19 protein-coding genes are annotated in these 24,066 nt (G+C 47.2%); 13 read left to right on the plus strand and 6 right to left on the minus strand.

The window, feature by feature from the left end:
• Positions 1–52: 52 nt before the first annotated feature.
• The 4 genes from nhaA to Q1A41_RS02070 all read left to right on the plus strand — a co-directional run bounded on the left by nhaA (position 53) and on the right by Q1A41_RS02070 (position 3,666).
• Positions 53–1,273: a Na+/H+ antiporter NhaA gene (nhaA, locus tag Q1A41_RS02055; RefSeq protein WP_299976143.1), complete on the plus strand. Its 1,221-nt coding sequence runs from the start codon at positions 53–55 to the stop codon at positions 1,271–1,273.
• Positions 1,274–1,331: 58 nt separating this feature from the next.
• Positions 1,332–1,943 (plus strand): HD domain-containing protein, encoded by a 612-nt coding sequence (locus Q1A41_RS02060; protein WP_299974003.1) that lies wholly within the window; start codon positions 1,332–1,334, stop codon positions 1,941–1,943.
• 166 nt (positions 1,944–2,109) lie between these two features.
• The gene (locus Q1A41_RS02065; protein WP_299974006.1) at positions 2,110–3,339 is read left to right on the plus strand and encodes a threonine/serine exporter family protein; all 1,230 of its coding nucleotides are present in this window, start codon (positions 2,110–2,112) and stop codon (positions 3,337–3,339) included.
• 48 nt (positions 3,340–3,387) lie between these two features.
• Positions 3,388–3,666, plus strand: a complete 279-nt coding sequence (locus Q1A41_RS02070; protein ID WP_299974009.1) for a hypothetical protein — start codon at positions 3,388–3,390, stop codon at positions 3,664–3,666.
• A 399-nt stretch (positions 3,667–4,065) separates the two neighbouring features.
• Here the strand turns inward: Q1A41_RS02070 and Q1A41_RS02075 are convergent, their stop codons facing one another.
• Positions 4,066–6,012: a M1 family metallopeptidase gene (locus tag Q1A41_RS02075; RefSeq protein ID WP_299974012.1), complete on the minus strand. Its 1,947-nt coding sequence runs from the start codon at positions 6,010–6,012 to the stop codon at positions 4,066–4,068.
• A gap of 760 nt (positions 6,013–6,772) precedes the next feature.
• Here Q1A41_RS02075 and Q1A41_RS02080 point away from each other — a divergent pair.
• Together Q1A41_RS02080 and Q1A41_RS02085 are read left to right on the plus strand one after the other, a co-directional pair.
• Positions 6,773–8,998, plus strand: a complete 2,226-nt coding sequence (locus Q1A41_RS02080; protein WP_299974014.1) for a S9 family peptidase — start codon at positions 6,773–6,775, stop codon at positions 8,996–8,998.
• Positions 8,999–9,112: 114 nt separating this feature from the next.
• A complete protein-coding gene (locus Q1A41_RS02085) occupies positions 9,113–9,589 on the plus strand; it encodes a GNAT family N-acetyltransferase (RefSeq protein WP_299974017.1) in 477 nt (158 codons plus the stop codon).
• Positions 9,590–9,626: 37 nt separating this feature from the next.
• Here Q1A41_RS02085 and Q1A41_RS02090 read toward each other — a convergent pair whose 3' ends face one another.
• Positions 9,627–10,277, minus strand: a complete 651-nt coding sequence (locus tag Q1A41_RS02090; protein WP_299974021.1) for a TetR/AcrR family transcriptional regulator — start codon at positions 10,275–10,277, stop codon at positions 9,627–9,629.
• Positions 10,278–10,467: 190 nt separating this feature from the next.
• Between Q1A41_RS02090 and Q1A41_RS02095 the strand changes: the two genes are divergently transcribed.
• Both Q1A41_RS02095 and Q1A41_RS02100 read left to right on the plus strand, forming a co-directional pair.
• Positions 10,468–11,970 carry an amidase family protein gene (locus Q1A41_RS02095; protein WP_299974023.1) on the plus strand — a complete coding sequence of 501 codons (1,503 nt, stop codon included), beginning with the start codon at positions 10,468–10,470 and terminating at the stop codon, positions 11,968–11,970.
• A 75-nt stretch (positions 11,971–12,045) separates the two neighbouring features.
• A complete protein-coding gene (locus Q1A41_RS02100) occupies positions 12,046–12,558 on the plus strand; it encodes a GNAT family N-acetyltransferase (protein WP_299974026.1) in 513 nt (170 codons plus the stop codon).
• 4 nt (positions 12,559–12,562) lie between these two features.
• On the opposite strand, the gene Q1A41_RS02105 is transcribed toward Q1A41_RS02100, so the two are convergent.
• Genes Q1A41_RS02105 through Q1A41_RS02115 form a run of 3 tightly spaced genes read right to left on the minus strand, consistent with a single transcriptional unit; the run spans position 12,563 to position 15,040 of the window.
• The gene (locus tag Q1A41_RS02105) at positions 12,563–13,777 is read right to left on the minus strand and encodes a hypothetical protein (protein ID WP_299974028.1); all 1,215 of its coding nucleotides are present in this window, start codon (positions 13,775–13,777) and stop codon (positions 12,563–12,565) included.
• Entirely contained in the window at positions 13,774–14,661 is an 888-nt protein-coding gene (locus Q1A41_RS02110; protein ID WP_299974031.1) for an ABC transporter ATP-binding protein, read from the minus strand. The genes Q1A41_RS02105 and Q1A41_RS02110 overlap by 4 nt, the downstream gene beginning before the upstream one ends.
• Entirely contained in the window at positions 14,654–15,040 is a 387-nt protein-coding gene (locus Q1A41_RS02115) for a GntR family transcriptional regulator (RefSeq protein WP_299974034.1), read from the minus strand. Before Q1A41_RS02115 ends, Q1A41_RS02110 begins: the two co-directional genes overlap by 8 nt.
• A 577-nt stretch (positions 15,041–15,617) precedes the next feature.
• On the opposite strand from Q1A41_RS02115, the gene Q1A41_RS02120 reads away from it, so the two are divergent.
• The gene (locus tag Q1A41_RS02120) at positions 15,618–16,643 is read left to right on the plus strand and encodes a GGDEF domain-containing protein (RefSeq protein WP_299974037.1); all 1,026 of its coding nucleotides are present in this window, start codon (positions 15,618–15,620) and stop codon (positions 16,641–16,643) included.
• Between the two features lie 176 nt (positions 16,644–16,819).
• On the opposite strand, the gene Q1A41_RS02125 is transcribed toward Q1A41_RS02120, so the two are convergent.
• Positions 16,820–17,500, minus strand: a complete 681-nt coding sequence (locus Q1A41_RS02125) for an OmpA family protein (RefSeq protein ID WP_299974040.1) — start codon at positions 17,498–17,500, stop codon at positions 16,820–16,822.
• Between the two features lie 304 nt (positions 17,501–17,804).
• Between Q1A41_RS02125 and Q1A41_RS02130 the strand changes: the two genes are divergently transcribed.
• From Q1A41_RS02130 to Q1A41_RS02145, 4 genes are all read left to right on the plus strand, one after another.
• Complete coding sequence (locus Q1A41_RS02130; RefSeq protein WP_299974042.1) at positions 17,805–18,233, plus strand: hypothetical protein; 429 nt, start codon at positions 17,805–17,807, stop codon at positions 18,231–18,233.
• 79 nt (positions 18,234–18,312) lie between these two features.
• Entirely contained in the window at positions 18,313–19,653 is a 1,341-nt protein-coding gene (locus Q1A41_RS02135) for a TolC family protein (protein WP_299974045.1), read from the plus strand.
• Between the two features lie 15 nt (positions 19,654–19,668).
• On the plus strand, positions 19,669–20,913 hold the full coding sequence (locus Q1A41_RS02140) for an efflux RND transporter periplasmic adaptor subunit (protein WP_299974048.1): 1,245 nt from the start codon (positions 19,669–19,671) through the stop codon (positions 20,911–20,913).
• Between the two features lie 12 nt (positions 20,914–20,925).
• The gene (locus Q1A41_RS02145) at positions 20,926–24,048 is read left to right on the plus strand and encodes a CusA/CzcA family heavy metal efflux RND transporter (RefSeq protein WP_299974050.1); all 3,123 of its coding nucleotides are present in this window, start codon (positions 20,926–20,928) and stop codon (positions 24,046–24,048) included.
• The last annotated feature ends 18 nt before the right edge of the window (positions 24,049–24,066 follow it).

Genomic DNA, 24,066 nt, shown 5'->3' on the forward strand with positions numbered 1-24,066 from the left:
AGGATAAACTTCAGGCATGCTATGGGGCGATATGCCCAATGAATGGAAAGCCATGGAAAACAACAGCTACAACTCTTTAAAAGACGATCAATCCTTTATCTCCATGGAGGCCTTGGCAGGTTTGCTGCTAATGGGGGCTTCCGTGCTGGCAATGCTGGCCGCTAATTCGCCGCTGAATGAATACTATCAAGGTATTTTGCAATTGCCCTTTAGTATCCAGTTGGGTGAGTACGGCATTGCCAAACCATTATTGCTGTGGATCAACGATGGCCTGATGGCGGTTTTCTTCTTTATGGTTGGGCTGGAGTTAAAACGCGAGTTACTGGAAGGGCAGCTTTCAAAACCGGCCAATATTCTTTTACCAGCGCTTGGCGCCATAGGTGGAATGTTGGTTCCTGCGACAATCTATGCCGCGATAAATTGGCAGGACCCTATCGCGTTGAAAGGCTGGGCAATTCCCGCCGCTACCGATATTGCATTTGCTTTGGGTATCCTGGCTTTGCTTGGGCCAAGAGTGCCCCTTAGCTTAAAAATATTTCTGAGCTCATTGGCGATTATTGATGATATTGGTGCGATTTTAATTATCGCCTTTTTCTACACCGCAAAGATTTCAGCCACAGCATTAATTATTGCGGCCGTCTGCCTTGTTATTTTATACGCGGTAAATAAATCGGGTGTTGAGAGTAAAAGTATTTATTTGTCTATCGGTTTGGTGATGTGGGTGGCACTGCTCAAATCTGGCGTGCACGCTACTCTCGCTGGTGTATTGCTGGCCTTCTTTATTCCCATGACGGCAAAAGACGGAAGTTCTCCGGCGAAAGATTTAGAGCATGATTTGCACAGTGCAGTAGCCTTTTTTATCTTGCCGGTTTTCGCCTTCGCCAACGCGGGTTTGCCCTTGGCGGGTATTGGCTTTGAGCAGCTCTTGCACCCAGTACCGCTGGGTATCGCTCTGGGCTTATTTGTGGGCAAGCAGCTCGGTATTTTTGGCCTATGTTGGTTGGCGGTAAAATCAGGCTTGGCGAAGCTCCCTCAGGGTATGAATTTGTGGGCACTGTATGGTACGGCCTGTTTATGTGGCGTGGGTTTTACCATGAGTTTGTTTGTTGGCTCCTTGGCCTTTGAAGAAACCGGCGTAAACCTACTGTTTGATGAGCGCTTGGGAATTATATTTGGTTCTCTGCTTTCGGGGCTCTTAGGTTTCTTCGTGTTACGCCGCAGTTTACCAAGCCCTAAGCTAGATGAAAGCCAACTGAAAGCTAGCAAAGCGTAAGAAATCTGTAGGCTAAATGAGCTACACTGTAGGCAGTGTTATTTATGGACCCCGATTTATGCAAGAACTACAGCTTCAACAACAATTACAGCAACAGCTAGCCTTCATTGCAGAGATGGATCGCCTTAAGGCCGTATATCGTCAAACGACGGTAAAGGAAGATGGTGATCGTTTTGAAAACAGCGCCGAGCACAGTTGGCACATCGCTTTAATGGCACATGTGTTTGCGCCCTTAGTGGGTGAGCCGGTTGATATCAATAGAGCCTGCCTAATGCTGCTCTTGCATGATATTGTTGAAATCGATGCCGGCGATACCTTTGCATTCGCCAGCGCCGCTGATATTGCAGCCAAAGCGGATAAAGAAAGCGAGGCCGCCGATCGCTTATTTGGCCTGCTACCTAGCTCACAAGCAGCGGATTATCGGGCTCTATGGCAAGAGTATGAAGATGCCGAATCGGCAGATGCGCGCTTTGCGAAAGCGATGGATTGCTTACTGCCGTTGATTCAGAATATGAACAATGAAGGCGGCAGTTGGCGCCGCCATCAAGTGAGCCGCAGCAAAGTCTTAAAGCGCAATCAGTATTTAGAGCATAGCGCCCCACGCTTATGGGCATATGCCTTGGAGCAAATAGATTTAGCTTTAGCTAATGGATGGCTCACTGACGATTGATGCTTAACTCGTGTTAACAGGCCCTTGGTCAGTGATTTTTCATAAGTTCATTGACCCCTTTAACAAACTCGCTACAATCGCCGCCACTGTTACAATGGCCCCACAGCAGCGCATGTGGGGTTTCAGTCTTTCGCAAAACCTTGCAAGAATCAGTTTGAGTTAGCTTATGACGTCCGCTTCGTTTAAAAACAAACGTAAGTTTTTGATCCGCTTGGCAAAAGCGCTGCACAAGTTTGGTACGCCTGCCCACCGGTTGGAGGCCCACCTTAATAATCTGGCAGCGGCGATGGAGCTAGAGGGATCTTTCCTGGTGGCCCCTACGGCATTAACCTTTGTATTGTGGCCAAAGGGTGAGCGGGGTAATCAAGAGTATCATTACACGGTACGAGTAAAGCCCGGTGAGCTCGACTTGGGCTCTTTAGCGCGTACCGATCTGTTGGTCGATGAATTAATTAATGGCGAGCGCGATTTAGCGGATGCCTTAGCGCGCTTGGAAGATATTACCAGTCGACCACCACCATATCCGCATTGGTTAAACCTCATTGCCTTTGGCGTATCTGGTGGTGCCTTTGCAATGCTCATGGGCACCAGCTGGGACGATGTCGTCGTCGCCTTCGGCATCAGTTTATTGGTTTACGGTTTGATCTACGCGGCTCAGTTTTCAAAACGCTTAGCCGATGCGCTCGAACCATTATCTGCCATGTTGGCCGCCTTTATCGCTGTTGGTATTTCCCAGCTCGATTTTCATCTCAATGCATCTTTAGTGGTTTTAGCCAGCATCATCGCCTTTATACCGGGCTTGGCTTTAACCGTGGGCTTGGCTGAATTATCGGTAAGAGAACTCACCTCCGGAACAGCAAGGGTAATGGATGCCCTGATGCTAATGTTTAAGCTGTATTTCGGTGCGGTATTAGGCATGGCTTTGGCCTATGTGTGCTGGGGAGAGGTAAGCTATCAAGCCAGTGCGCCACTGCCGTGGTGGACTTCGTGGACAGCAGTACTGATGTTATCGGCCAGTCTCGTTATTATGTTTAAAGCACGCTTGCGTGATGGTGTCTGGGGTATTTTATCCGGCATCATTGCCTATGGCGTTAGTATCATGGCTGCTGAAGTTTTTGGCGTGGCATTGGGGACTTTCTTTGGTGCCTTAGCCGTGGGTGTTTACGGCAACATCTATGCGCGCTGGTTAAAGTCGCCCGCTATTGTGGTGACATTGCAGGGCATGGTGATCTTGGTGCCGGGCAGTAAGATTTACATTGGTATTAATGCTGTGGTGAGTGGTCAGCAGATTGTGCCTTCCGATCAAATTGGCAGTCAGGCTTTTTTAATTCTGATGTCTCTAGTTGCAGGTTTTATCTTTTCTAATTTGCTGGTGAATCCGAAGCGCAGCCTTTAATCGAGCTAGTGATCAAATAACAGAATCTATATAAGAAGGGATTAAGATATGAACACTTACTTAAAGCGAATAGCCCTGGTAGCAATAACTGTTTTGACCTTGGCAGCTTGCGATAAAATCAACAATGCCAATCGCACTATGGATACCATGCTAGGCGGTGATTTTAAGGTGTATATTGCGGGCCACGATAAAGTCTACTTGGTGCGCAATGGTAAGGTGACATCTATTCCAGAAAAAGGCTATTACGTATTTTACGCCACCATAGACGGCAAAAAGCGTATGGTGCAATCGCCTATTGCTACGACGACGATTGAGAAGATTGATTAATACGCGTCCGCTTTTAAATTTTGCTATCTGACCAGATTCTAGCGTGGAGCAGTGCTTTTCCGCTCCAACGCTGCATCCGTGCAGCCACCCGTTCCATGGATTCGCGCCGTCCAGGCGCTCAGCCTTCGGCCAAGCCCAAAACCTTTCCAGAAGATTTTGTCAGGAGCCTAGTCGCTCCAAATCACTGCTCCACGCTAGACTCTTACTTCTGTGGCTTAGATAAAGAACTATGTTTAATGACCGCCAGGATTGGTGGTAACCCATAAATTGCATTACAACTAGTTTCAACTTTTCAGTATGCTGATGCGAATACAGGTACCCTAAACAATAAACCCCAGTCAATTGACTGGGGTTTATTGTTAATCTTCTAGGTTTTTTGTTAACGATTTCTGAGTAGCTTTACTGCTCTGGGTACAAAATCGCGCTGTTCACTTTAACGCTTAATGGGTGATAACCCACTTTAGCTTCGTTAAAGATCTCACGGGCCAGCTCCAGCTTACCGCTTTCTTTTAAAGCTCGGTATAAGGGACGCAAGAATTTGTTACGGCCAATGCTGGTTAGGAAGCTATGAACGCGCTCAAAACCCGGCTGGTAGTCATTCTTCACAACCAACATTAACCAGCTGTGGGCGACTTCGTTGTTGCCTGCTTGAGTCAGATTAAATGCACCGTCCAACGCTGCCATTTGTTCCTGGCTTAGCGCTTCAGGCATACCATCTAGGAAGTACTTCCACTCGTGGCTGGTCCACTTGCTAACGTCGATAGCCGCTAGCTCCTGCTTGCCTTCTAACCAACCGTTGCGATGCTTGTCGACATTGTCGAAAGCCGGTGATTGAGGCTTAGGTGCATCAGCCAATAAGCCTGGCTGGAAAATCCACTGTTCAAAACGCTCTTTTGAAAGCTTGTCTGGGTACTGAGCAATCAGCGTAGATTCCACGTAGGCTAAGAAGTCCTCTGTGGTGATACTCTGGAATGCAAAGTGATCAAAATAGCTGCGTAGGAACTTGTCGAAGTTGTCACGGCCGATGGTGTTTTCTAACTCGTATAGGAATAGCGAGCCTTTCTCGTAAGGTACGTTAGAGAATACGGCATCCGGGTCTTTGCCGCGTAAATCAATCGCCATAATCTCGGCGGAGTCAGGCAGGTCGGCCATATCGGATTTTAGATCTTCGTAGCCTAGGGCCATTTCCATGCGGTAGCGGTCATCACCGTAAATCAACTGCATGATGCGGTTGGTTAAGTAGGTGGTGAAGCCTTCGTTTAACCATAGATCGCGCCAAGAGGCATTGGTTACTAAGTTGCCAGACCAAGAGTGTGCCAGCTCATGCGCAATCAAAGCGGTAAGGCTTTTGTCACCGGCAATGACGGTAGGCGTAATAAAGCTTAGACGTGGGTTTTCCATGCCGCCAAATGGGAAGCTAGGTGGCAAAATCAATAGGTCGTAGCGATCCCAGCGATATGGGCCATAAACTTTTTCGGTTTCGATCAGCATCGCTTCGGTGTCTTCAAACTCCTTAGCGGCGGATTCTAAAACGCTTGGTTCTGCGTAAACGCCAGTGCGCTCACCCATGGCTTTAAATTCTAGGTCGCCAACGGCTAGTGCGATCAAATAGGAAGGCACTTTTTGCGGCATTTCAAACTGGTATTCGCCGTCTTTCTCGGTTTTAGGATCGTTGTTGGCGCTCATTACCGCTAGCAAATCTTTTGGTGTGCGGATGGTGGCGCTATAGGTGATACGAGCTTTTGGTGAATCTTGTAGCGGTACAAAGCTACGTGCGTGGATAGCTTGAGCCTGGGTAAATAAGAAGGGGTGCTTTTTACCGGCTGTTTGCTCAGGAGTTAGCCATTGCACACCGGAAGCTTCTGGTGCTGTGCTGTAGCTAATGCGGATTTTTTTCTGGCCGGCCAAATCAATGGATAGTGGGGTACCTAGATGATCGTCTTTTTTACCCATGTTGAATTTTAGGGCGGCGGTTTGCGGGCCATCTAAACCGTCAACGGCATTGATGCTCAGTGCACGAGTATCCAGCAGCAGTGGTTTGCCGCTGTCGTTTAAGGCATCAATATCCAGTGTTGCGGTGCCAGATATGGTTTTGTTGTCGAAATTTACATCCAGGTCTAGGGCGATATGCTGTACGCGATAGTCCTGCATGTTGGCGTAGGAGTGATAATCGACGCCAGATTCGATAGCCTTTTCTTCCATAGCTGCTACCGCTGTGGTGGCGGCTTGTTCGGCAGCTTGGTTGTCTTCAACAGTTACGGTGGCTGGTGTTTGATCTTTTTCTGTACAGCCTACGCCTACCGCGACAAGGGCGGCTAGGCAGGTATGACGTAATGTCAGTTGCATAATGGTCTCCAATTCGGTGGGCCCGCTAGAATGGCCGCTAAGTGGCACATCCTAGGTTAATTCGGCGCTTAGCTTGGCCTGTTTTGGGCTAGCTTGCAATATCTCTGTATATACAGCTTGGAATTAATGGCATTTCAGTAGATATGACGGTTATTGTTTTCTGGGCCTCAGTTTGTTCCTGTCATTGTGAGGTCTTGATGAATGGGGAAGTAAGGTTGCGTGAATTCGCAAAGCGGCTTGCCTAGGGGGAAGGTGCTTTGCTCCACGAGCGGCGGCCCTCCCGGCTTCCTTCGTTCCCTAAAAAGCCAAGCAAAAAGACGCTTGTCTTTTTAGCTCTCTCAGCGCTCGCTCTTTATTGTTCCGCAAAGCACCTTCCCCCTAGGCAAGCCACTTTGCTGACTCATGTGGGCAATCCGTCGTAACTTGGATGAATATCATCTGCAGACTGTAGTGAACCAAGTAGGCTCTGCCGGGTCGTCTTCGACTTGACCAAATCCCCTGGACGGTGCGAATCCAGGAGAAGGCGAGCTTGGATGGATCCAGCTTTTTGCGTACCAGGCAGAGCCTACTTGGTTCATTACAGTCGGTCGGGTCTGCAGGGAATTACATCGATTTGACCAAGTCTCTTGGCTGAATTTTGGGAGTGGCTGCATGCTGAGAGCTTGGGCCAATTCACTTGCTTACTGAAGTTACATGGATGCTTGCTTGCCAAAACCCCAAGCGCTATGCTCGGCCAGTTAATCTATTACTAGGAAAAGCTATGAAAAAGTTGCTATTGGGGGTGGGCTTAATGAGCAGTGTGCAGGCCATGGCGTTTGAGCCTTTGACCATTGAACGTCTATTTGACGATCCTGACTTATCGGGCACAGCACCACGAAGCTTAAAACTCTCCCCTGATGGCCAAAGAGCCACATTTTTGCAGGGCAGGGAAGATGATGCCGGCCGTATGGATCTTTGGCAATACAATATCGCCAGTGGTGAAACCAATATGTTGGTGGACTCCTTAAAGCTGCGTGGTGGAGCTGAAGAAGAGCTGTCGGATGAAGAAAAGGCTCGTCGCGAGCGTGCTCGCATTTCTAGCTTGTCGGGCATTGTTAGCTATCAATTTTCAAACGATGGCCAGCAGTTGCTCTTTCCTTTATCAGGTGATTTATACCTCTACGATATTGCCAAGAAGAATACCCGAGCGCTAACCAATGGCGAGGGCTTTGCTACTGATCCTAAACTGTCACCGAAAAGTAAATATGTTGCCTTTGTTCGTGATCGTAACCTTTGGGTAGCGGACACCAAGGGTGGTAAAGCCAGACCACTCACCCGCACCAGCAATAACGATGAAGCCTGGGGCATGGCGGAGTTTGTTGCCCAAGAAGAAATGAAGCGCATGACGGGTTATTGGTGGTCTCCAAATGAAGATGCCATCGTTGCGGCCAAGTTTGATGAGTCACCTGTGCCAATTGCCAAACGCTCAGAAATCTACGCCGATCGCACTGAGGTTATTTCACAGCGTTATCCAGGAGCTGGTACTAACAATGTATTAATCAGCCTGGCAATTTTAGATCCAGAAAATAAGCGTGCCCCGATTGAGTTGGATCTTGGTGAAAACAAAGATATCTACCTAGCCCGAGTCAACTGGTTGGCCGATGGATCAGGGGTTTTGGTTCAACGCCAAGACCGTAAGCAGCAGCGTTTGGATCTATTGCTGTATTCCGCAAAAGGCGGTAAGCCGACAACTCTATTGAGTGAAGAATCACCGACTTGGGTAAATCTACATGAAGATTTACGCCCACTCAAAAATGGTGATTTTATTTGGGCCAGCGAGCGCAGCGGTTTTAAACATCTGTATCTGTATGATGCCAAGGGTAAGTTGAAAAATACCATTACCCAAGGTGATTGGCAGGTTGATGAGATCGAGGCCGTTGATCAAAAGCTGCAGCAGATCTACTTTACCGGCACTAAATCTTCACCCTTAGAAAAACAGCTATACCGTGTTGACTTCAATGGTGAAAACCTAACGTCTATCAGCCGCAAGCGCGGTTGGCATAATGTCAGCTTTGCTAAAGATGCCAGCGTTTATATTGATTCTTGGTCGGATGATTTGATTCCAAGTCAAGTGAGTTTGCATGAAGCCAGCGGTAAATTGATTACTAATCTAGCGGCAAATCAAGTGAAGGATGGCCATGCTCTGTTTCCTTATTTTAAAGGTTTGCAGCAGCCTGAATATGGCAAGCTAAATACCAGCTTGGGTGGCGATCTTTATTACCAGATGTTAAAGCCTGAAGGTTTTGATGAGCCTCAAAACAAAAACAAGAAGTACCCAGTGTTCCTGCGTGTTTATGGCGGGCCAGGTTCACAGCAGGTGCAGCGTCGCTGGGATGGCCGTTGGGGTTTGACCGATCAATATATGGCGCAGCAGGGCTTTGTGGTATTCACCCTAGATAATCGCGGCTCTGAGCGTCGTGGTAAAAAGTTTGAAGATCCAATTTACGAAAATATGGGTGATCCAGAAGTGCAGGATCAGCTAGTGGGTATTCAATATCTGAAAACTCTGCCATTTGTTGATCCAGAGCGTATTGGTGTATTTGGTTGGAGCTACGGCGGGTACATGACTTTAATGATGCTATCTAAGGCCTCTGATCAAATTGCGGCCGGTGTTTCTGTAGCGCCCGTTACCGACTGGATGCTATACGATACTCATTACACCGAGCGTTATATGGGCTTGCCTCAGGAAAATGCAGCGGGCTATGAAAACAGTGCGATCTTCCCGCATTTAGATGGCTTAAGTTCAGATCTATATCTGATCCACGGCATGGCCGATGATAATGTGTTGTTTACCCATGCCACTACCTTAATGGCCAAACTGCAGAAAAACGGTGTTAAGTTCCGTTTGATGACTTACCCGGGTGAAAAGCATGGTATTACCGGTGATGGTCAGCGCACCCATGTGTTTACTGAAATTACCGATTATTTTATCGAGAAATTTAAGTAAACTCCTTGTTTGAATAGGGCTCTTGTTACAGCTGAGCGTTGATATCAGGTCAACAAATCACAAAAAGTGATTAGATGTAACAAGAGCCCTTTGTATTTGTAGTAGGCCTGCCTAATGATTCAAATCGTTCCACTTTCCAATCACTTAGAATTTATTGATGAGCTTGCGGCTTTGCATTACAAGGAGTGGCGTCACTTTAGCCCGGAATCAACCGTAGCCGATCAAAAGCAGTCTTTAATGGATTCTGCGAAAGAAAGTGGTATCCCGTCGCTATATATCGCGATAGAGGGTGGTGAGTTGTTAGGTTCGGCAGCCTTAGTAGAGTCAGATCTAGATGAGCGTTTTGCTCATATGGGGCCATGGCTTGCGGCCGTTTATGTGAAAGAGCAAGCTCGCGGTAGGGGCTTAGCTAGTTTGTTGGTGCAACATTGCGAGGAGGAGGCCAGCCGTTTAGGGCTTAGCCCCTTGTACTTATCGACGGAGCATGCCGGCCCACTTTATGAAAAACTTGGCTGGATTAAATTGCAAGACTGTAATTATAAAGGCTACCCGCTGGATGTTATGCAAAAAGACCTGAGTGATGCGTGCTAGTTGGCCTTGGTGCTTTTACCGCTCTGCAACACGCTTATTATTCCTGGCTCATTTCAATCGCTGCTTTAACCATTTCATCACTCAATCTCAGTGAAAGTTTTAAATTGATTTCACGAGCCTTTCCTTTTTGTAAAGCGGTTTGATTCAGCATAGTCACGGCTAGTTGATGAAAGAAAACGCTGAGCTGCTTAAGGTTTTGCTTGTTGCTGCTGTAGCCAAAGCGCTCAAAAAGAGCGAGTAATCTGTCTGCGAACTGCTGATTATGGCTGCGCTGTAGATCCGCTAGCTCGGGAATAGAGGCAGCGATCTTATCGATGTCGGCGTAGGCTCTATAGTGCTGGTATTGCCGCTCTAATATTTGAATATAAATGCGACGCATCAGCTCGTAAATGTCATCACTTTCTTTTCCGTTTTCCTCAGTGCTGGCAACGGCATTTTCAAACTCCTTGTTCAGGGCCTGGTACCAGCGTTCTACCAAGGCGTATAGCATGGATTCTTTATTGGGAAAGTATTGGTATAGAGTGCCAATGCTCAGCCCAGCCTGTTGGGCGACGTGATTGGTGGTGAGTTTTGCAAAGCCATCGCTTGCTAACAGCTCGCGGCAGGCATCCAAAATCTTCGCGACTGATTCTTCGCCCCTAGGGGTACTTGGGCTTCGGCGCACAACGGCGGTAGATTTCTTACTCATCATTTTATCCAATAGCGTTCAAACGCTAGTGTACCTCGCGCTCTGGTCGCTCGAAAGATTGACTTTAGCTTAGCTGCATTTTAACATCTGAGCAATTGCTCATATTGTGTGTTTTTGCAGCAATGTCTGTGGTGACAAATCAACCGGCGTATCGATGAGTTGCCGAGAATAATAAAGTTAAGCGAGGACCATGATGAAACGTAGAGACTTTTTAGGGCACAGTGCAGTAGCGACATTGGCTGCTGGCGCGAGTACAGGGATTGCAGCAAATGCCTTGGCAAAGAGTCAGCCAAAACTTACTAGCTCGGAGCTGGCTAAGCTGGATGCGCTAGGTCTTGCAGAGACCATTCGCACAGGTCAGGTGAGTGCGCTAGAAGTGCTTGATGACACCATCGCGCGTATTGAAACACTTGATCCGAAGATTAACTCGGTGGTGATCAAAACATTCGATATTGCAAGGCAGCAAGCGTCGAAGAGCAAGCCCCAGGGCGTCTTTGCTGGGGTTCCTTATGTCTATAAAAATCTTGCTCCTTATAAAGATGTACCCTTTACGGGCGGTTCTCGGGCCTTTGTAAATCGTATTCCAAAAACAGCCAATGATTTGCAAAAATCCATTGATGGCTCGGGTGCTGTATTAATGGGAATGTCCAATTCCCCTGAATTTGGGTTGGTGGCCACGACAGAGCCGGTGCTATATGGCGCGACTCATAACCCTTGGGATTTAACTCGCAGCCCTGGTGGCTCCAGTGGTGGCTCGGCCGCAGCGGTTGCGGCAGGTCTTGTGCCCATTGCTACGGCCAGTGACGGAGGTGGTTCTATTCGAGTGCCGGCCTGCCAGTGTGGTTTGGTGGGTTTAAAGTACAGTCGTTATCGCGAATACAGCAGTCTAAAAACTGGTTTTTTATCTTCCAAGGGTTGTCTAAGTCATAGCGTAAGAGACACCGCAGCTTTCTTGGCCGTTACTGAAAGACCAGATTTTAAAGGTGGTAAGGTGGGCTATGTAACGGCCGCCAGTAAGCAGCGTTTACGAATTGCCTACCACACAGAGGATGCCAATGGTTTACAGCCCCATGCTGAAGTTAAGCAGGCTATTGAATCAACCGCGAAACTTTTGGCGGGTTTGGGGCATCATGTTGAAGAGAAAAAATTCGAGCTTAATGGCGAAGAGTTGATGTATCACTTCTTAAGTTTGTGGTCTTCATCACCGGCCGCAAAAAAAGTAGAAGCAGAAGCCTTATTAGGGCGAGCCATTGATTCACGCGATTTTGAGCCCATGAGCTTTTATCTAATCGAGATGTATAAAAATCGCCCGGAAGGCAGTATCCAAAAGGCGGTGGCTTATTTTAAAACCCTCGCCGAAAGCGCCGCTAAGTTCTATCAACAGTATGATGTCTACTTGAGCCCGGTATTAAACCAAGTGGCGGTTAAGCTGGGCGAGCATGGCCCTAAGATTGATCCTAAGAACCTAATAGAAAGTAGCGTTGCCTATGTCAGCCATACGCCAACAGCAAATGCGACAGGCTTGCCGTCACTGTCATTGCCCTTACATTGGAGTGATGCTGGCTTGCCAATAGGTAGCCTATTTACCGCAGGCTATGGCCAAGAGGCAAAGTTGTTGGCCTTAGCTTATGAACTTGAAGCGGCCCAACCTTGGCAGGGCAAATGGGCGCCTAATTCGGTTGTTAATCTTTAGTAAGCGATCGATAATGGTGGGGCTGGCGCCAGCTGAGCCCAGCCCACTGTTTTCTTGATAATATAATTCCTTCCTATGAGCACTGATTACCAATTTGAAGCCCTTGCTTCTGTTCATGTCGAGCCCTTACTAAAGTTCGAGCTTCAAAATCGCTCTTGGTTTGAATCGCTTATTGCGGCACGTCCGGCAAGCTTTTATTCAATAGATGCCGTTGCTGATCATATTCAGCAGGCAATAGATATGGCCAAAGAAGGGATGGGGCGCTCTTATGTGCTTTGTCATTCAAGAAGCATTGTTGCCCGAGCGAATATTAAGGGCATTGATAATGGTAGAGGGGAGATTGGATACCGTGTAGCGAAGAGTTATACCGGCCAGGGCTTGGCCAGTTATTGCTTAGAGTGTTTGCTTCAAGTGGCCCAAAAAGAATTGGGCCTTAAGCTATTACAAGCGAAGGTTTTAGACAATAACCCCGCTTCTTTACATATATTGCAAAAGCAGGGTTTTGAAATTTTAGGGAAAACCGAAAACTTTTTAAACCTTCGTGGCGAAATTCTGACGGTGTTTGATTTACAAAAATCGTTTAAATAAAACCCTAAACCTTTGCTACTCCAAACGTCGGTGCCGAAAGTCGGCCATTATTGAAGCCATATCCTTTCGCATAGTAGTAGAGACCTACGGTATATAAGGCCCCGGCAATAGTGATTGCCCATACAGGGGTTTTTATAAATAGGTAAAAGAGGCTAAAGCTCAGTAATGTGCATAGAGGAATGGTAAACCTCTTTTTAAGGGAGATAAAACTCAGAGCTGATAATAGTAAGTAAAAAACGATGAACCAAGGTAGTATTATCATAGTGTCTGGGCTTCTATAAATGGCGTACAAGTAAATTATTAATAGTGCCCCTAAATTTATGATGAGGTTTTTTAACGATAGTTGTAATAAAAACGAAGCCTTATTTTCAAATTTTGATGATAGCCAAAGGCGATCGATATTGCTGATAGTTGTAGTTATTCGAATGGAGAAAAACGCGAAAAGCCCTGCGATAGCCCAAGCCCTATCCGATAGGTCAGCTTCGTTTTGAGCCGTAATGATGGCCAGTTCCTCTAGCAGGATAAAGCCGATTAAAACGATAAAAGCAACCTTAATTGGGTTGGCTCGTGGAACTATTTTGTCAGAGCTACTATTGATGCTCCAGTTTTTTTGTTCGCTATTCATTGTCTGCCAGAGCATTTTTTTTCGAGCTCCGATATAGGATTGTCGAATGAACGCACCATATGTCCAGCAACTAAGAGCGAGAAGCACCACTATAACAAACGCAAAAGTATCGCTGTAAATAAATGTAACAGGCTTAACTATTAGGTAGTTTGCAGGCTCATCAAAACCAAATGCGCTGGCAAACAGAGTCAGAGGAAGTAAAGCAAATAACCAGGCTGTAATGTGGATGTGGAAACCAAAGAACAAGCCGAGACTGCAAAAAAAGATGGCCAGCTTTGCTGTCTCGCGTGTAGTGGATTCTACACTGATGGGTATATAAACAACCATCGCAAGAAGTAAAAATGAGGCGCTGATGATAAGGGGTAGAGTTTTAATAAATCCCGGAAGCAAAACGAGTTGTTGCTGTTCCTTAATTCTCTGGCTCAATAAGCCACTACAAAATCCGAAACTAAGAAGTATAAGTGGATATGTGTCATCGGCCTCAGCCCTTACCAATATAAAAATCATAAAGGCCGCATACAGCGCAATACTTGCTACTTCCCGTGTCGCCATCAGCTTTCTGAAAAACCATAAGTCGTGTCTTAAAGTGCTCATGCGTGCAGCTCCATAAAGAGATCTTCTAGGTTTAGCTGCTGTTGTAGGATATCGCTGGATAATTGTGGAACTGGCTGGCTTACCGTAACAATAATGTCGTTACCGCGTTCACGTATAGCGACTTTGTTTTCGATGCCATCGATCAACGATTGACGATCTTCTTGCTCGGGTAGGGTAATCTTATGGTAGTTAGCTTTTAATTGATCTAGGTTTTCCTGCAGCAATATTTTGCGATCTTTAAGAAATATAACATCGCTGGCGATACGCTCGATATCGCTAGTGATATGGCTAGAAAATAGAATGGTTTTATTCTCATCCCAGTAATCTTCCAAGAGCACTTCGATAAACTGCCTGCGAGCCTTTGGGTCAAGTCCAGCGACGGGCTCGTCGAGCACTAATAGATTAGGGCGATGGGCAATGGCCATAATAATGCTCACACATTGGCGCTGGCCGACCGATAATTGCCCGGTCTTTTTAGCTTTATCGATTTCAAATTTATCCAGTAGAGCGAGGGCAAAGTCGTGATCCCAGTTTTTATAGTAAGCGCCCCAGTGCCTTAAGAGTTCTTCGTTTTTGGCGTTGTCTAGCAAACCACTTTCTTGGGGGACATAGCCTAATTGCTGTCGGCTCTCGGTGCTGGCATTCCAGCTGTTTTCACTAAATATTTCAGCATGACCTTGTATGGGTTGGATAAGCCCAAGCGCACATTGAATCAGCGTGGTCTTACCAGCACCGTTTTTACCGAGCAATCCAGTGATGCTCCCCGGCTCGAGAGAAAGATCGATGCTATCTAAACAATATTCATCTTCATTTGCTTTAGCCCAGGGCCAAAGGCTCTGACTAAAACCATGACTTAAGGATTGGATATCCAGTGGCTTATTCATCTTCACTCCAGCTCTGCTCGATAAGTTTATAGGCTTCACTTTTGCTAAGCCCCAGCTGTTTCGCTTGAAAAACAAACTCTTTTAGGGTGGGTTTGAGCAGGGATTCTTGCTGCTCTTTGGGGTCTTGTGTACTGGCTTTAACGATCATGCCAATTCCTTTTTTGCGCTCCACATGACCTTCCAGTTCCAGCTGGCTATAGGCTTTGGAAACCGTCATGGGGTTGATGGTGAGTTGCTTAGCAACTTCCCGGGTTGAAGGAAGCTGGTCGCCAGCCAGTAATTGCCCGCGAGCAATTAGGCGCTGCACCTGATCTACCAACTGCTTAAACACAGCGGTGCCAATGTTGGGATTGATGTTTAGATTTAGATTCTTCTGCATTGGTGTATTATTGCACTGATACACTGTTTGGCAAGAACTTTTTATGTGATTTTAATAAGTCTAATAGATTCAAAGGCTTACTGGTTTTGAATTTTAGGTTTTGGCTCCAAGCTAATCTAGGGTGTATAGCTTGGTATGATGCAGGGTACGACTTGTGATCTGCTGTATTTAGAGTGAATACTGATTTTTATAGCTTAAGGTTCATTCCTAAACGTTTGAAAATCTCATTGCTAATAATCAAGCTTCAAAGGCGGCCTGCGCCGGTACTGAGCTTCAGTTGCTAGCTTGGGTGAAATGTATTTTCCATGCGAAGTCATAACCACTTAAAAATTACAACTATAGTGTGATTCATTGCTGGCTTAACTCTGGTTAAAGTATTAGGAAGTTCTTAATTTCCCCGTCTTCAATACTTAGCATACGGCTCTATTAGACGGTATGGCTTTAGTAAGATTGGCATTGCAGCGTTCTTGCCATGTTGTGTAAGGGGACAGAGAAAAATGGCGCTTAGCCCGGCTCGTTTCTGAGTTGAAGAACAACAATCGCGATTTAAACTCGACTTTAGCTATGGGGCTGCTGAGTGTCACAGGGAAAAATACTATACGACCTAGATCTTTCTGAGTGGGAATCGAGTGATAACCTAGCGGCAGCTAATATTCACAAGCAGCGCCTTGTAAAAGGCCTGGCGGTATTCTGCTTATTAATATTCATTCCTTTCTCTATCCACAATTACCTCCATGAACGCTGGCCCTTACTGATCATTAATCTGCTCTTTTTAGCTGCCTTTGTGCCCAGCATGTGGTACATGTTTCGCGAGGGCAAGCCGCTGCCTACTTGGGTAATTGTGCTGGTGACGACTCTGTTGGTACTGGCAACCTCGATTCCCATTGCTTATCACGGCTTGGTATCCGTTTTGTGGGCCTTCACCATTACCACGGCTTTTTACTTTTTACTTTCAAGACAATTGGCCTTTGCGATGTCGCTGGTGGTCCTGCTGTGTTATGGCGGTGTGAGCATTTATAGCCTAGAGACGTATCCAGCGATACGAGTCTTGATTGCACTCGTTGTAAATTTTTACTTGGTAAGTTTATTGGCGAGAAAAATACAGCGCGCTCAGTTCCTACTTAGCGAGCTGGCGAATAAAGATGCAATGACTGGCGCTTTCAATCGACGTTTGTTGGACGATTACCTAAATGAATCCCTTGGCAGTTATGAGCGCAATGCTAAACGTTCGGTGGTTGCTATATTTGATATTGATTTTTTTAAGACGATCAACGATGAGAAGGGACATCAGGCTGGCGATGCGGCAATAGTGGAACTGGTGAAACTAATTAAAGAAAGCAGTCGCAAGAGTGATTTGGTGTTCCGCATGGGGGGCGATGAAATGCTATTGTTGATTCGTGATGTCAGTATTGCGCAAGCGGAGGAGATGCTGGAGAGAATTCGAGCACGCATAGAGAACTGTGATTTGATCGGCACTTCATCAAGTGTCGGGGCCGTGTGCTGTAGTTTGGCGAACAGTTACGATGCCTGGATCAGCCAGGCAGATGAGGCGCTCTATCGAGCTAAGAGTCTTGGTAGAAATAGAGTGGTGTTCTTGTCTTGAACCGAAACTTCATGCGGCAAATTAAAGTCTGGCGACTGCCATTGTAAAACGTTTGAAGGGTAGCTAACCAACTGCTTGGAGAGAGCACAGTGTTTTAGCATACCCTCTTAATCAAGGGGGAGACTAAGAGGGCCGAATTACAGGGAGCAGGCAATCGCCAGAAAACCGATAAATAGCTATACACCAGTGCTGGTTACAAACACCTCAACGCGACGATTTAGTTCGCGTCCTTCGGCGGTGGTGTTGCTGGCTCTTGGCTCATCTTCACCACGCCCTTCGGTGCTGACTCTATACGAGGCAATGCCTTTTTGAGCTAAATGGGATTTCACAGAGGCGGCTCGTCTTTCGGAAAGGCTTTGGTTATAAGTTGAGCTGCCTTTTGAGTCGGTATGGCCGACGATGGTAATCGTCGTATTCGGGTAGCTGTCTAATACCTGTGCCATTTTATTTAGCGTATTACGAAAGCCCGGTTTTATGCTGGCGGAGTCATAATCAAATGACACTTCGTTATTGAGGACTAATTGAATGGTATCCTCCTTAACTCGTTTAACTTCAATCTCCCGATTGCGCTGTTCGGTAGCTAGCTCGTCTCGAAAAGCTTGTTCTTGATTATCCATATACTTGCCAACACCAGCACCCGCCGCAGCACCGACCAGTGCGCCTACAATACGGCCACGATCACGATTGCCGTCATTATCCATTTGGCCACCAGCTAATGCGCCGATAACCGCACCGGCCGCGGCGCCAATCGCAGTATTGTTTCGATCTTGTTGGCTACCTGTTCCGGCGCAGGCGCTGAGTAAGGCTACACTGGATAAACCTAGTAATAGGGTTTTGCCGAATTTGGAAAAGTACATAATGGGAACCTCATTTACTTCAAATATGGCCGTTTGATTATCTGTCTACGGCTCAGTTCCATGCCATTGTCTTGGAGTAAGATTAACGGCAGGTGAAGCAGATAAACGTAATACGAGTTTATTTGTGGAGCTTATATTGCCAAGCAATCATGCAGTAAATATGCAGAAAATAAGTAAAGCTCTGTAAATCTGTGAATTCTAGGGCTAGTGTTGGCTGGGGGAGTTTGTTAATCTTGCGGCCATCAAACTAGTGGTGCTCATTGTGGCTCTTCGTTTTCTTATCACATTCATGGTGTTCAGCCATATGCTAATTAATAGCATTGCGGCTTTTCACTATGCAGCCGATCTGGATCATCACGCAGGTGAAGGCTTTCACTTGCATGCCGATGAGCAGCTGTTTGTGGGTTTGGGCGATTTATTGAAAGACCACCATTTAGATAATGGCGTTGACTCGGTAATTACTCAGTTTGATGATTCAGCTAGTAATTCTGAAGTCGGCAGTGATCATTCAAATGGTCAAAGCCACTATTTACCCAGTGATACCCTAAACTCTGCTGCAATGGATCTTGCAAGTGAAGAACATGATGATGGTAACCATGTTCATTTGCAATTGGAGTCCATGCCAGCCTCCTTAGATGTTATTACTAGAAGTGCGCCCGATATTCTTCATAATCGAATTCCAGCCTACTTAAGTCAGGCTTTCTCTCCGCCGGTTCCTCCACCGACTGTTTAACTCCTTCGAAATTTTCCTTATTTAGGTTTAAACCGAATTAGGTAGTGCCTTTGCTGGCGGCTGCCTTGTGGAGTTATACATGATTTTTAGAAAGAAAATGAAGCGACAGGCTGGTAGCCTGTGTGGATTATTGGTTCTGACGCTGTCAATTAGCGGTTTGTCGATGGCAGAAGCGTCCGACGATATCAAAAGCCTTAGCAAGTCGTCAGCTGAGAGGGCAGAAATTCAAAAAATAAGCCTGACGCAAGCATTAGCTAAGGCCTTAGAGCAAAACCCGCGCTTGACCCAATACCCGATGTACTTACGCCAGTACGATCTAAAGAAGCTAATTGCCAGCCGAAAACCGGCCTGGGAGCTGACCGTAGCAGCTGAAAATATTTTGGGCTCTGGTGACTTCAGTGGCATCGATAGTGCCGAAATCAGCGTTATGGTTCAGCGCCTATTTGAATCAGCGGACAAAGCCGAGAAACGCGCTCAATTGGTTGATAGTGAGCTGCAGTTGGAGCAGCAATCGTACCAGAGCTTAAAGCTTGAGGTACTAGCTGACACCCGACGAAACTACTTTCAATTGCAAAAGCTACAGTTGCTTGAAGCCTGGGCGAAGGACAACTTGAAGCAACAACTTGCCGCCTTAAAAACAGTGCAACGCTTGGCAAGAGCTGGTGCTATTAATCAGGCCGATAAACATAAAATGCGCCTGCAAGTTGAAGCGAGCCAGAGCTTAAAGAAAAATATTCAGGCGGAATTGGCTGTACAGAGCATGCGTTTGCAAGGCTTATGGAGTGGCTTGGATACGTCGACAGCCGAGCTTGCTGATGACAGGCAATGGCGAGTAGAGCTGCTAGCCGAGCTACCTAAGGCGCCAAGTAAAGCAGATATATTGTCAGGCCTAGATTCCGCACCTGATTATCTAGTGGCAAGTGCCAAGAGCCGGGTGGCCCAATCGGCTTGGCAGCTAAGCAATAGCTTGCAGCAGCTGGATTTTAACGTGGGGGTAGGCCTGCGTCGTTTTCAATCTAGCCGCGATCAAGCCCTGTTGCTTGAGTTCTCTATACCCTTACAGCAGGCCCAACGCGCCAAAGCAGATATCAAGCTAAGCCATAGCGACTGGCAGATTAAGCAGGCCGAGCAGGCGCAATTGCGTTGGCAATTGCAACAACGCTTGTTGTTGTTGCGGCAGTCTCTGCTGAATGATCAGGCACAAATGTCGCGTATCAAAAAGCAGCTATTACCCGAAGCGCAAAATTACCAAGACGCCGCCAAGATTGCCTACGAGGCCGGGCAGTACACTTTGCTGCAATGGTTAGATGCGCAGCTAGAGGTTGCTGATATCAAGCGCCAACTTATCGAAATACAAGGCGACTACTGGAACAAGTGGATCGAGCTTGAACGCCTTATTGGTCGTAGTACGGCCAACTAAACAGGATTTAGTCATATGAAATCAAATCTAAAATTAAGTCAGCTTTTAATGTTGCTGCCTTTGCTAATCACTCTAGTTTTTAGTGCCAGTGTTTCTGCTGGTGATCATGACCATGGTGGTCAGCAAGCCGAGGAAGAACAAAAAGGCCCTCGTGGTGGCAAACTGTTAATTGATGGCGATATCTCTGCAGAGATTACCGTTTTTGAAACGGGTGTTCCGCCGGAAATGCGCGTTTTTGTTTACCGCTCGGGTGAGCCAGTAGCAGTGAATCAGCCCCAGCTTAAAATGGAACTACATCGTATTGATGGGCAGATAGATCGCCTGAGCTTTTTGCCAGAGAGGGATTACCTTCGCGGACAGCAAACGGTAATCGAACCTCACTCATATGATGTGAAAGTGGAGCTGCAGTTGAACGGCAAGACTCATCGCTGGGCTTATGAGAGCCATGAAGGGCGCAGCACCATCAATGATGAAATGCTGAAAGCTTCGGGTATTGAGTTGGCAAGGGCTAGCTCACAAACACTCGATATTAAGCGCCAGTTGTTTGGCGTTATCGAGGCTCCTGTTGATCGCCAAGCGGGAATCTATGCGCCGTATCCCAGCATGCTTGAAAAAATCCATGTCAGTATTGGCGAAAAGGTAAAAGCCGGGCAGAAAATTGCCACTTTGCGCAATATAAAAACACTGCAGCAATACACGGTTAAAGCCCCAATCGCCGGTGAAGTGACCGACTGGATGGCGAGCCTTGGTCAGCGTATCGATCAGGAGGCGATAGCCAAGGTGGTAGATCTGTCTTCTGTGTGGGTAGAAATGTCTGCATTTCCTGAAGATATTGAACAGTTGGCCCTGGGGCAGCCGGTAACCGTGGCCGACATGCATCAGCATGAAAAAGCCTTAGGCGAAATCATCTATATCGCACCACAGATGACTGGCGGCCATATTGCTCGCGCTCGTGCCTTAATCGATAACAGTGACGGTCATTGGCGCCCTGGTATGCACGTAAAAGCGGATATTCGTACTGCTCAAAAGCCGGTAGCACTTGCAGTTCGCAATGAAGCCTTGCAGAGCTTTAGGGATTTTACTGTGGTGTTTGCGCGTTTTGGTGAGCAGTTTGAGGTACGTATGTTGGAGCTTGGCGACAGTGATGGTCGCTATACGGAAGTGTTGGGCGGCTTAAAGCCGGGCAGTCAATACGCCACTAAAAACAGTTTTATTATTAAAGCGGATGTGCTGAAAGACGGCGCAGCGCACGATCACTAAGGAGGCACAGCTATGAATAGTTTAATTGCCTTTGCGGTGCAGAGGCGTTGGTTAATTCTCGCATTTACGCTGTTATTGGCGGGGCTTGGCGTTTATCAAGCCAAGCAATTACCTGTCGATGCAGTGCCGGACATTACCAATGTGCAGGTAATGATTAATGCCCAGGCCGAGGGATATTCCCCTTTAGAGGCTGAGCAGCGCGTTACCTATATTATTGAAAACGCTATGGCGGGCATTCCTGATTTGGACTATACCCGTTCTCTATCTCGTTATGGCTTGTCTCAGGTTACTGTGATCTTCCATGAGGGCACCGATATCTATTGGGCTCGACAGCAAGTAGCGGAGCGTTTGCAGGCTATTCGAAATGAGTTGCCCGCAGGTGTTGAGCCTGCACTTGGTCCTATTTCCAGTGGCCTAGGTGAGATATTTAGCTATGTGGTTCGAGCTAAAGACGGCGCCTTACGTGAAGACGGGCAGGCATATACCCCGGAAGATCTGCGGACCATTCAAGACTGGATTGTAAGGCCCCAGCTCATTCGTGTTCCAGGTATTACTGAAATTAACAGCATCGGCGGCTACGAGCGTGAATATGAAGTCGTGCCGGAGCCCGGCAAGCTACTCGCATACAAAGTTGATCTTCAGGATTTGTTGCAAGCCCTACAGCGAAACAATCAAAACCGAGGCGCAGGTTTTATTGAAAAAAATGGCGAGCAATGGCTGATACGTTCACCAGGGCAACTCAATGATCTACAAGATATTGGCGCGGTAGTGATTGCCAAGCGCGATGATGCGCCGGTGCGCGTGCGTGATGTGGCCGAGGTACGTTATGGCAAGCAGCTGCGCAGTGGTGCCGCAACCCAAAACGGTGCCGAGGTAGTATTAGGCACGGCTTTTATGCTACTGGGTGAAAACAGTCGCACGGTATCGGCAGCGGTCGCAGATAAGTTGAAACTGGTTAATAGCAGTTTGCCTAGTGGTGTGGAAGCTGTTGCGCTCTATAGTCGTACAAGCCTAGTAGATAAAACCATTGCTACGGTTCGCACTAATCTTTTCGAGGGTGCGGTCTTAGTTATCGTCGTATTGTTTACCTTGCTTGGGAATATTCGCGCTGCTTTTATTGCCGCATTAGTGATACCGCTTAGTATGCTATTTGCTATCACGGGCATGGCCGCCAATCGAGTAAGCGGTAACCTAATGAGCTTAGGTGCGATCGACTTTGGATTAATTGTCGACGGGGCAGTAATTGTTGTTGAAAACACGCTACGCCGATTGGGATTGGCTCAACATCGCCTGGGGCGTGTATTAACCATTGAAGAGCGTCTACGTGAAGTGGTGGCAGGCACCCGTGAGGTGATCCAGCCGGCGGTTTTCGGCATGTTTATTATCATGCTGGTATACCTGCCCATATTTGCCTTGTCCGGTGTTGAAGGAAAGATGTTCCACCCGATGGCGTTTACCGTAGTTGCGGCATTATTGGGGGCGATGTTGTTTTCAATCACCTTCGTGCCGGCTGCTGTGGCGATTTTAATGGGCGGCAAAATCAGTGAGAAGGAAAACTTCTTAATGGCTAGAGCGCGCCAAGCGTATCAGCCTTTGTTAGCGCTCTCGCTTCGTGCTCCATTGGTGGTTTTGCTTAGCGCTGCCTTGCTAGTGGGTGGCAGTGCTTGGCAGCTTAGTCGATTGGGCTCTGAGTTTTTACCGCAACTTGATGAGCACGATATCGCTATGCATGCTTTGCGCATTCCTGGTACTGGCTTACAGCAATCGATTCAAATGCAGTTGCAGTTGGAAAAGGTCGTTAGTGGTTTTCCTGAGGTTAGCCATGTATTTTCCAAAATTGGTACGCCTGAGGTCGCGACTGACCCAATGCCGCCAAGTGTGGCTGATACCTATGTGATTCTAAAGCCGACTCAAGAATGGCCAAACCCTGATAAGTCCAAAGCGAAGTTATTGGATGAACTAAGGGCGGCTGTATTGCCTGTTCCGGGAAACAAATACGAGTTTACCCAGCCCATTGAAATGCGCTTTAACGAGCTAATAGCAGGCGTGCGTGCCGATGTTGCTGTTCGTGTTTATGGTGATGATATGGAAATTTTAGAGGCGGCTGGACGACAAGTTTCAGAGTTACTAGCCAAGGTAGAGGGCGCAAAGGATGTACAACTTCAGCAGTTAACCGGCTTGCCTATGTTGAGTGTAGAGCCTGAGCGTGATCACTTAGCTTTGCTCGGTTTAACTGTCGACGATGTGCAGCAAAACTTGCGTGCTGCTGTGGCGGGTATCGATGCTGGAGTAATCTATGAGGGAGATAAGCGTTTTCGTTTGTTAGTGCGCTATGACAATGCGTTAAGGGAAAATACTGAAGCCTTGGCTCGTTTGCCAATCGCGTTGCCTGTCGATGCAAATCCTGAGCTGCGCTATGTGCCACTTGGTGAAATTGCAACGATTAAATCAATCGAAGGGCCTAACCAAATCAATCGCCAAAGTGGTAAACGCAACGTCGTTGTGACGGCGAATGTTGAAGGTAGAGACCTCGGCAGCTTTATCGCTGATACAAAAGCCGTTATGAATCAGCAGTTGGATATTCCTGCGGGATACTGGATTGATTATGGTGGTACCTTCAAGCAACTGCAGTCGGCCAGCGAGCGTTTGAGTATTGTTGTGCCTTTAACTTTGTTATTGATACTGGGTATTTTGTACAGCACCTTTAATTCTCTGCGCGATGCTTTGATTATTTTCAGCGGTGTGCCATTGGCGCTTACCGGTGGGGTGATCGCATTGAGTTTAAGGGGCATGCCTCTATCAATCTCGGCGGTTATTGGTTTTATCGCGCTTTCAGGCGTGGCCGTACTTAACGGTGTAGTTATGCTGAGTTTTATTCGTGATTTGCGTGATCAAGGCAAGGACCTGCTCGTGGCAATTAGGGAAGGAGCCAGTGCGCGTCTGCGCCCAGTACTGATGACGGCGCTTGTTGCTAGCCTAGGCTTTGTGCCGATGGCCTTTAACACCGGGGCAGGCGCCGAAGTGCAAAGGCCACTAGCAACCGTGGTTATTGGAGGTATTGTATCTTCAACCTTGTTAACCCTGGTTTTGTTGCCTGCACTTTATCGCATGGTTTATCAGCGCCGTTCTTCATAAAAGCTAGGGGCCAGCTGT

It is taken from the genome of uncultured Pseudoteredinibacter sp. (assembly GCF_947502065.1).
In the GTDB taxonomy this organism is placed as follows: Bacteria; Pseudomonadota; Gammaproteobacteria; order Pseudomonadales; family Cellvibrionaceae; genus Pseudoteredinibacter.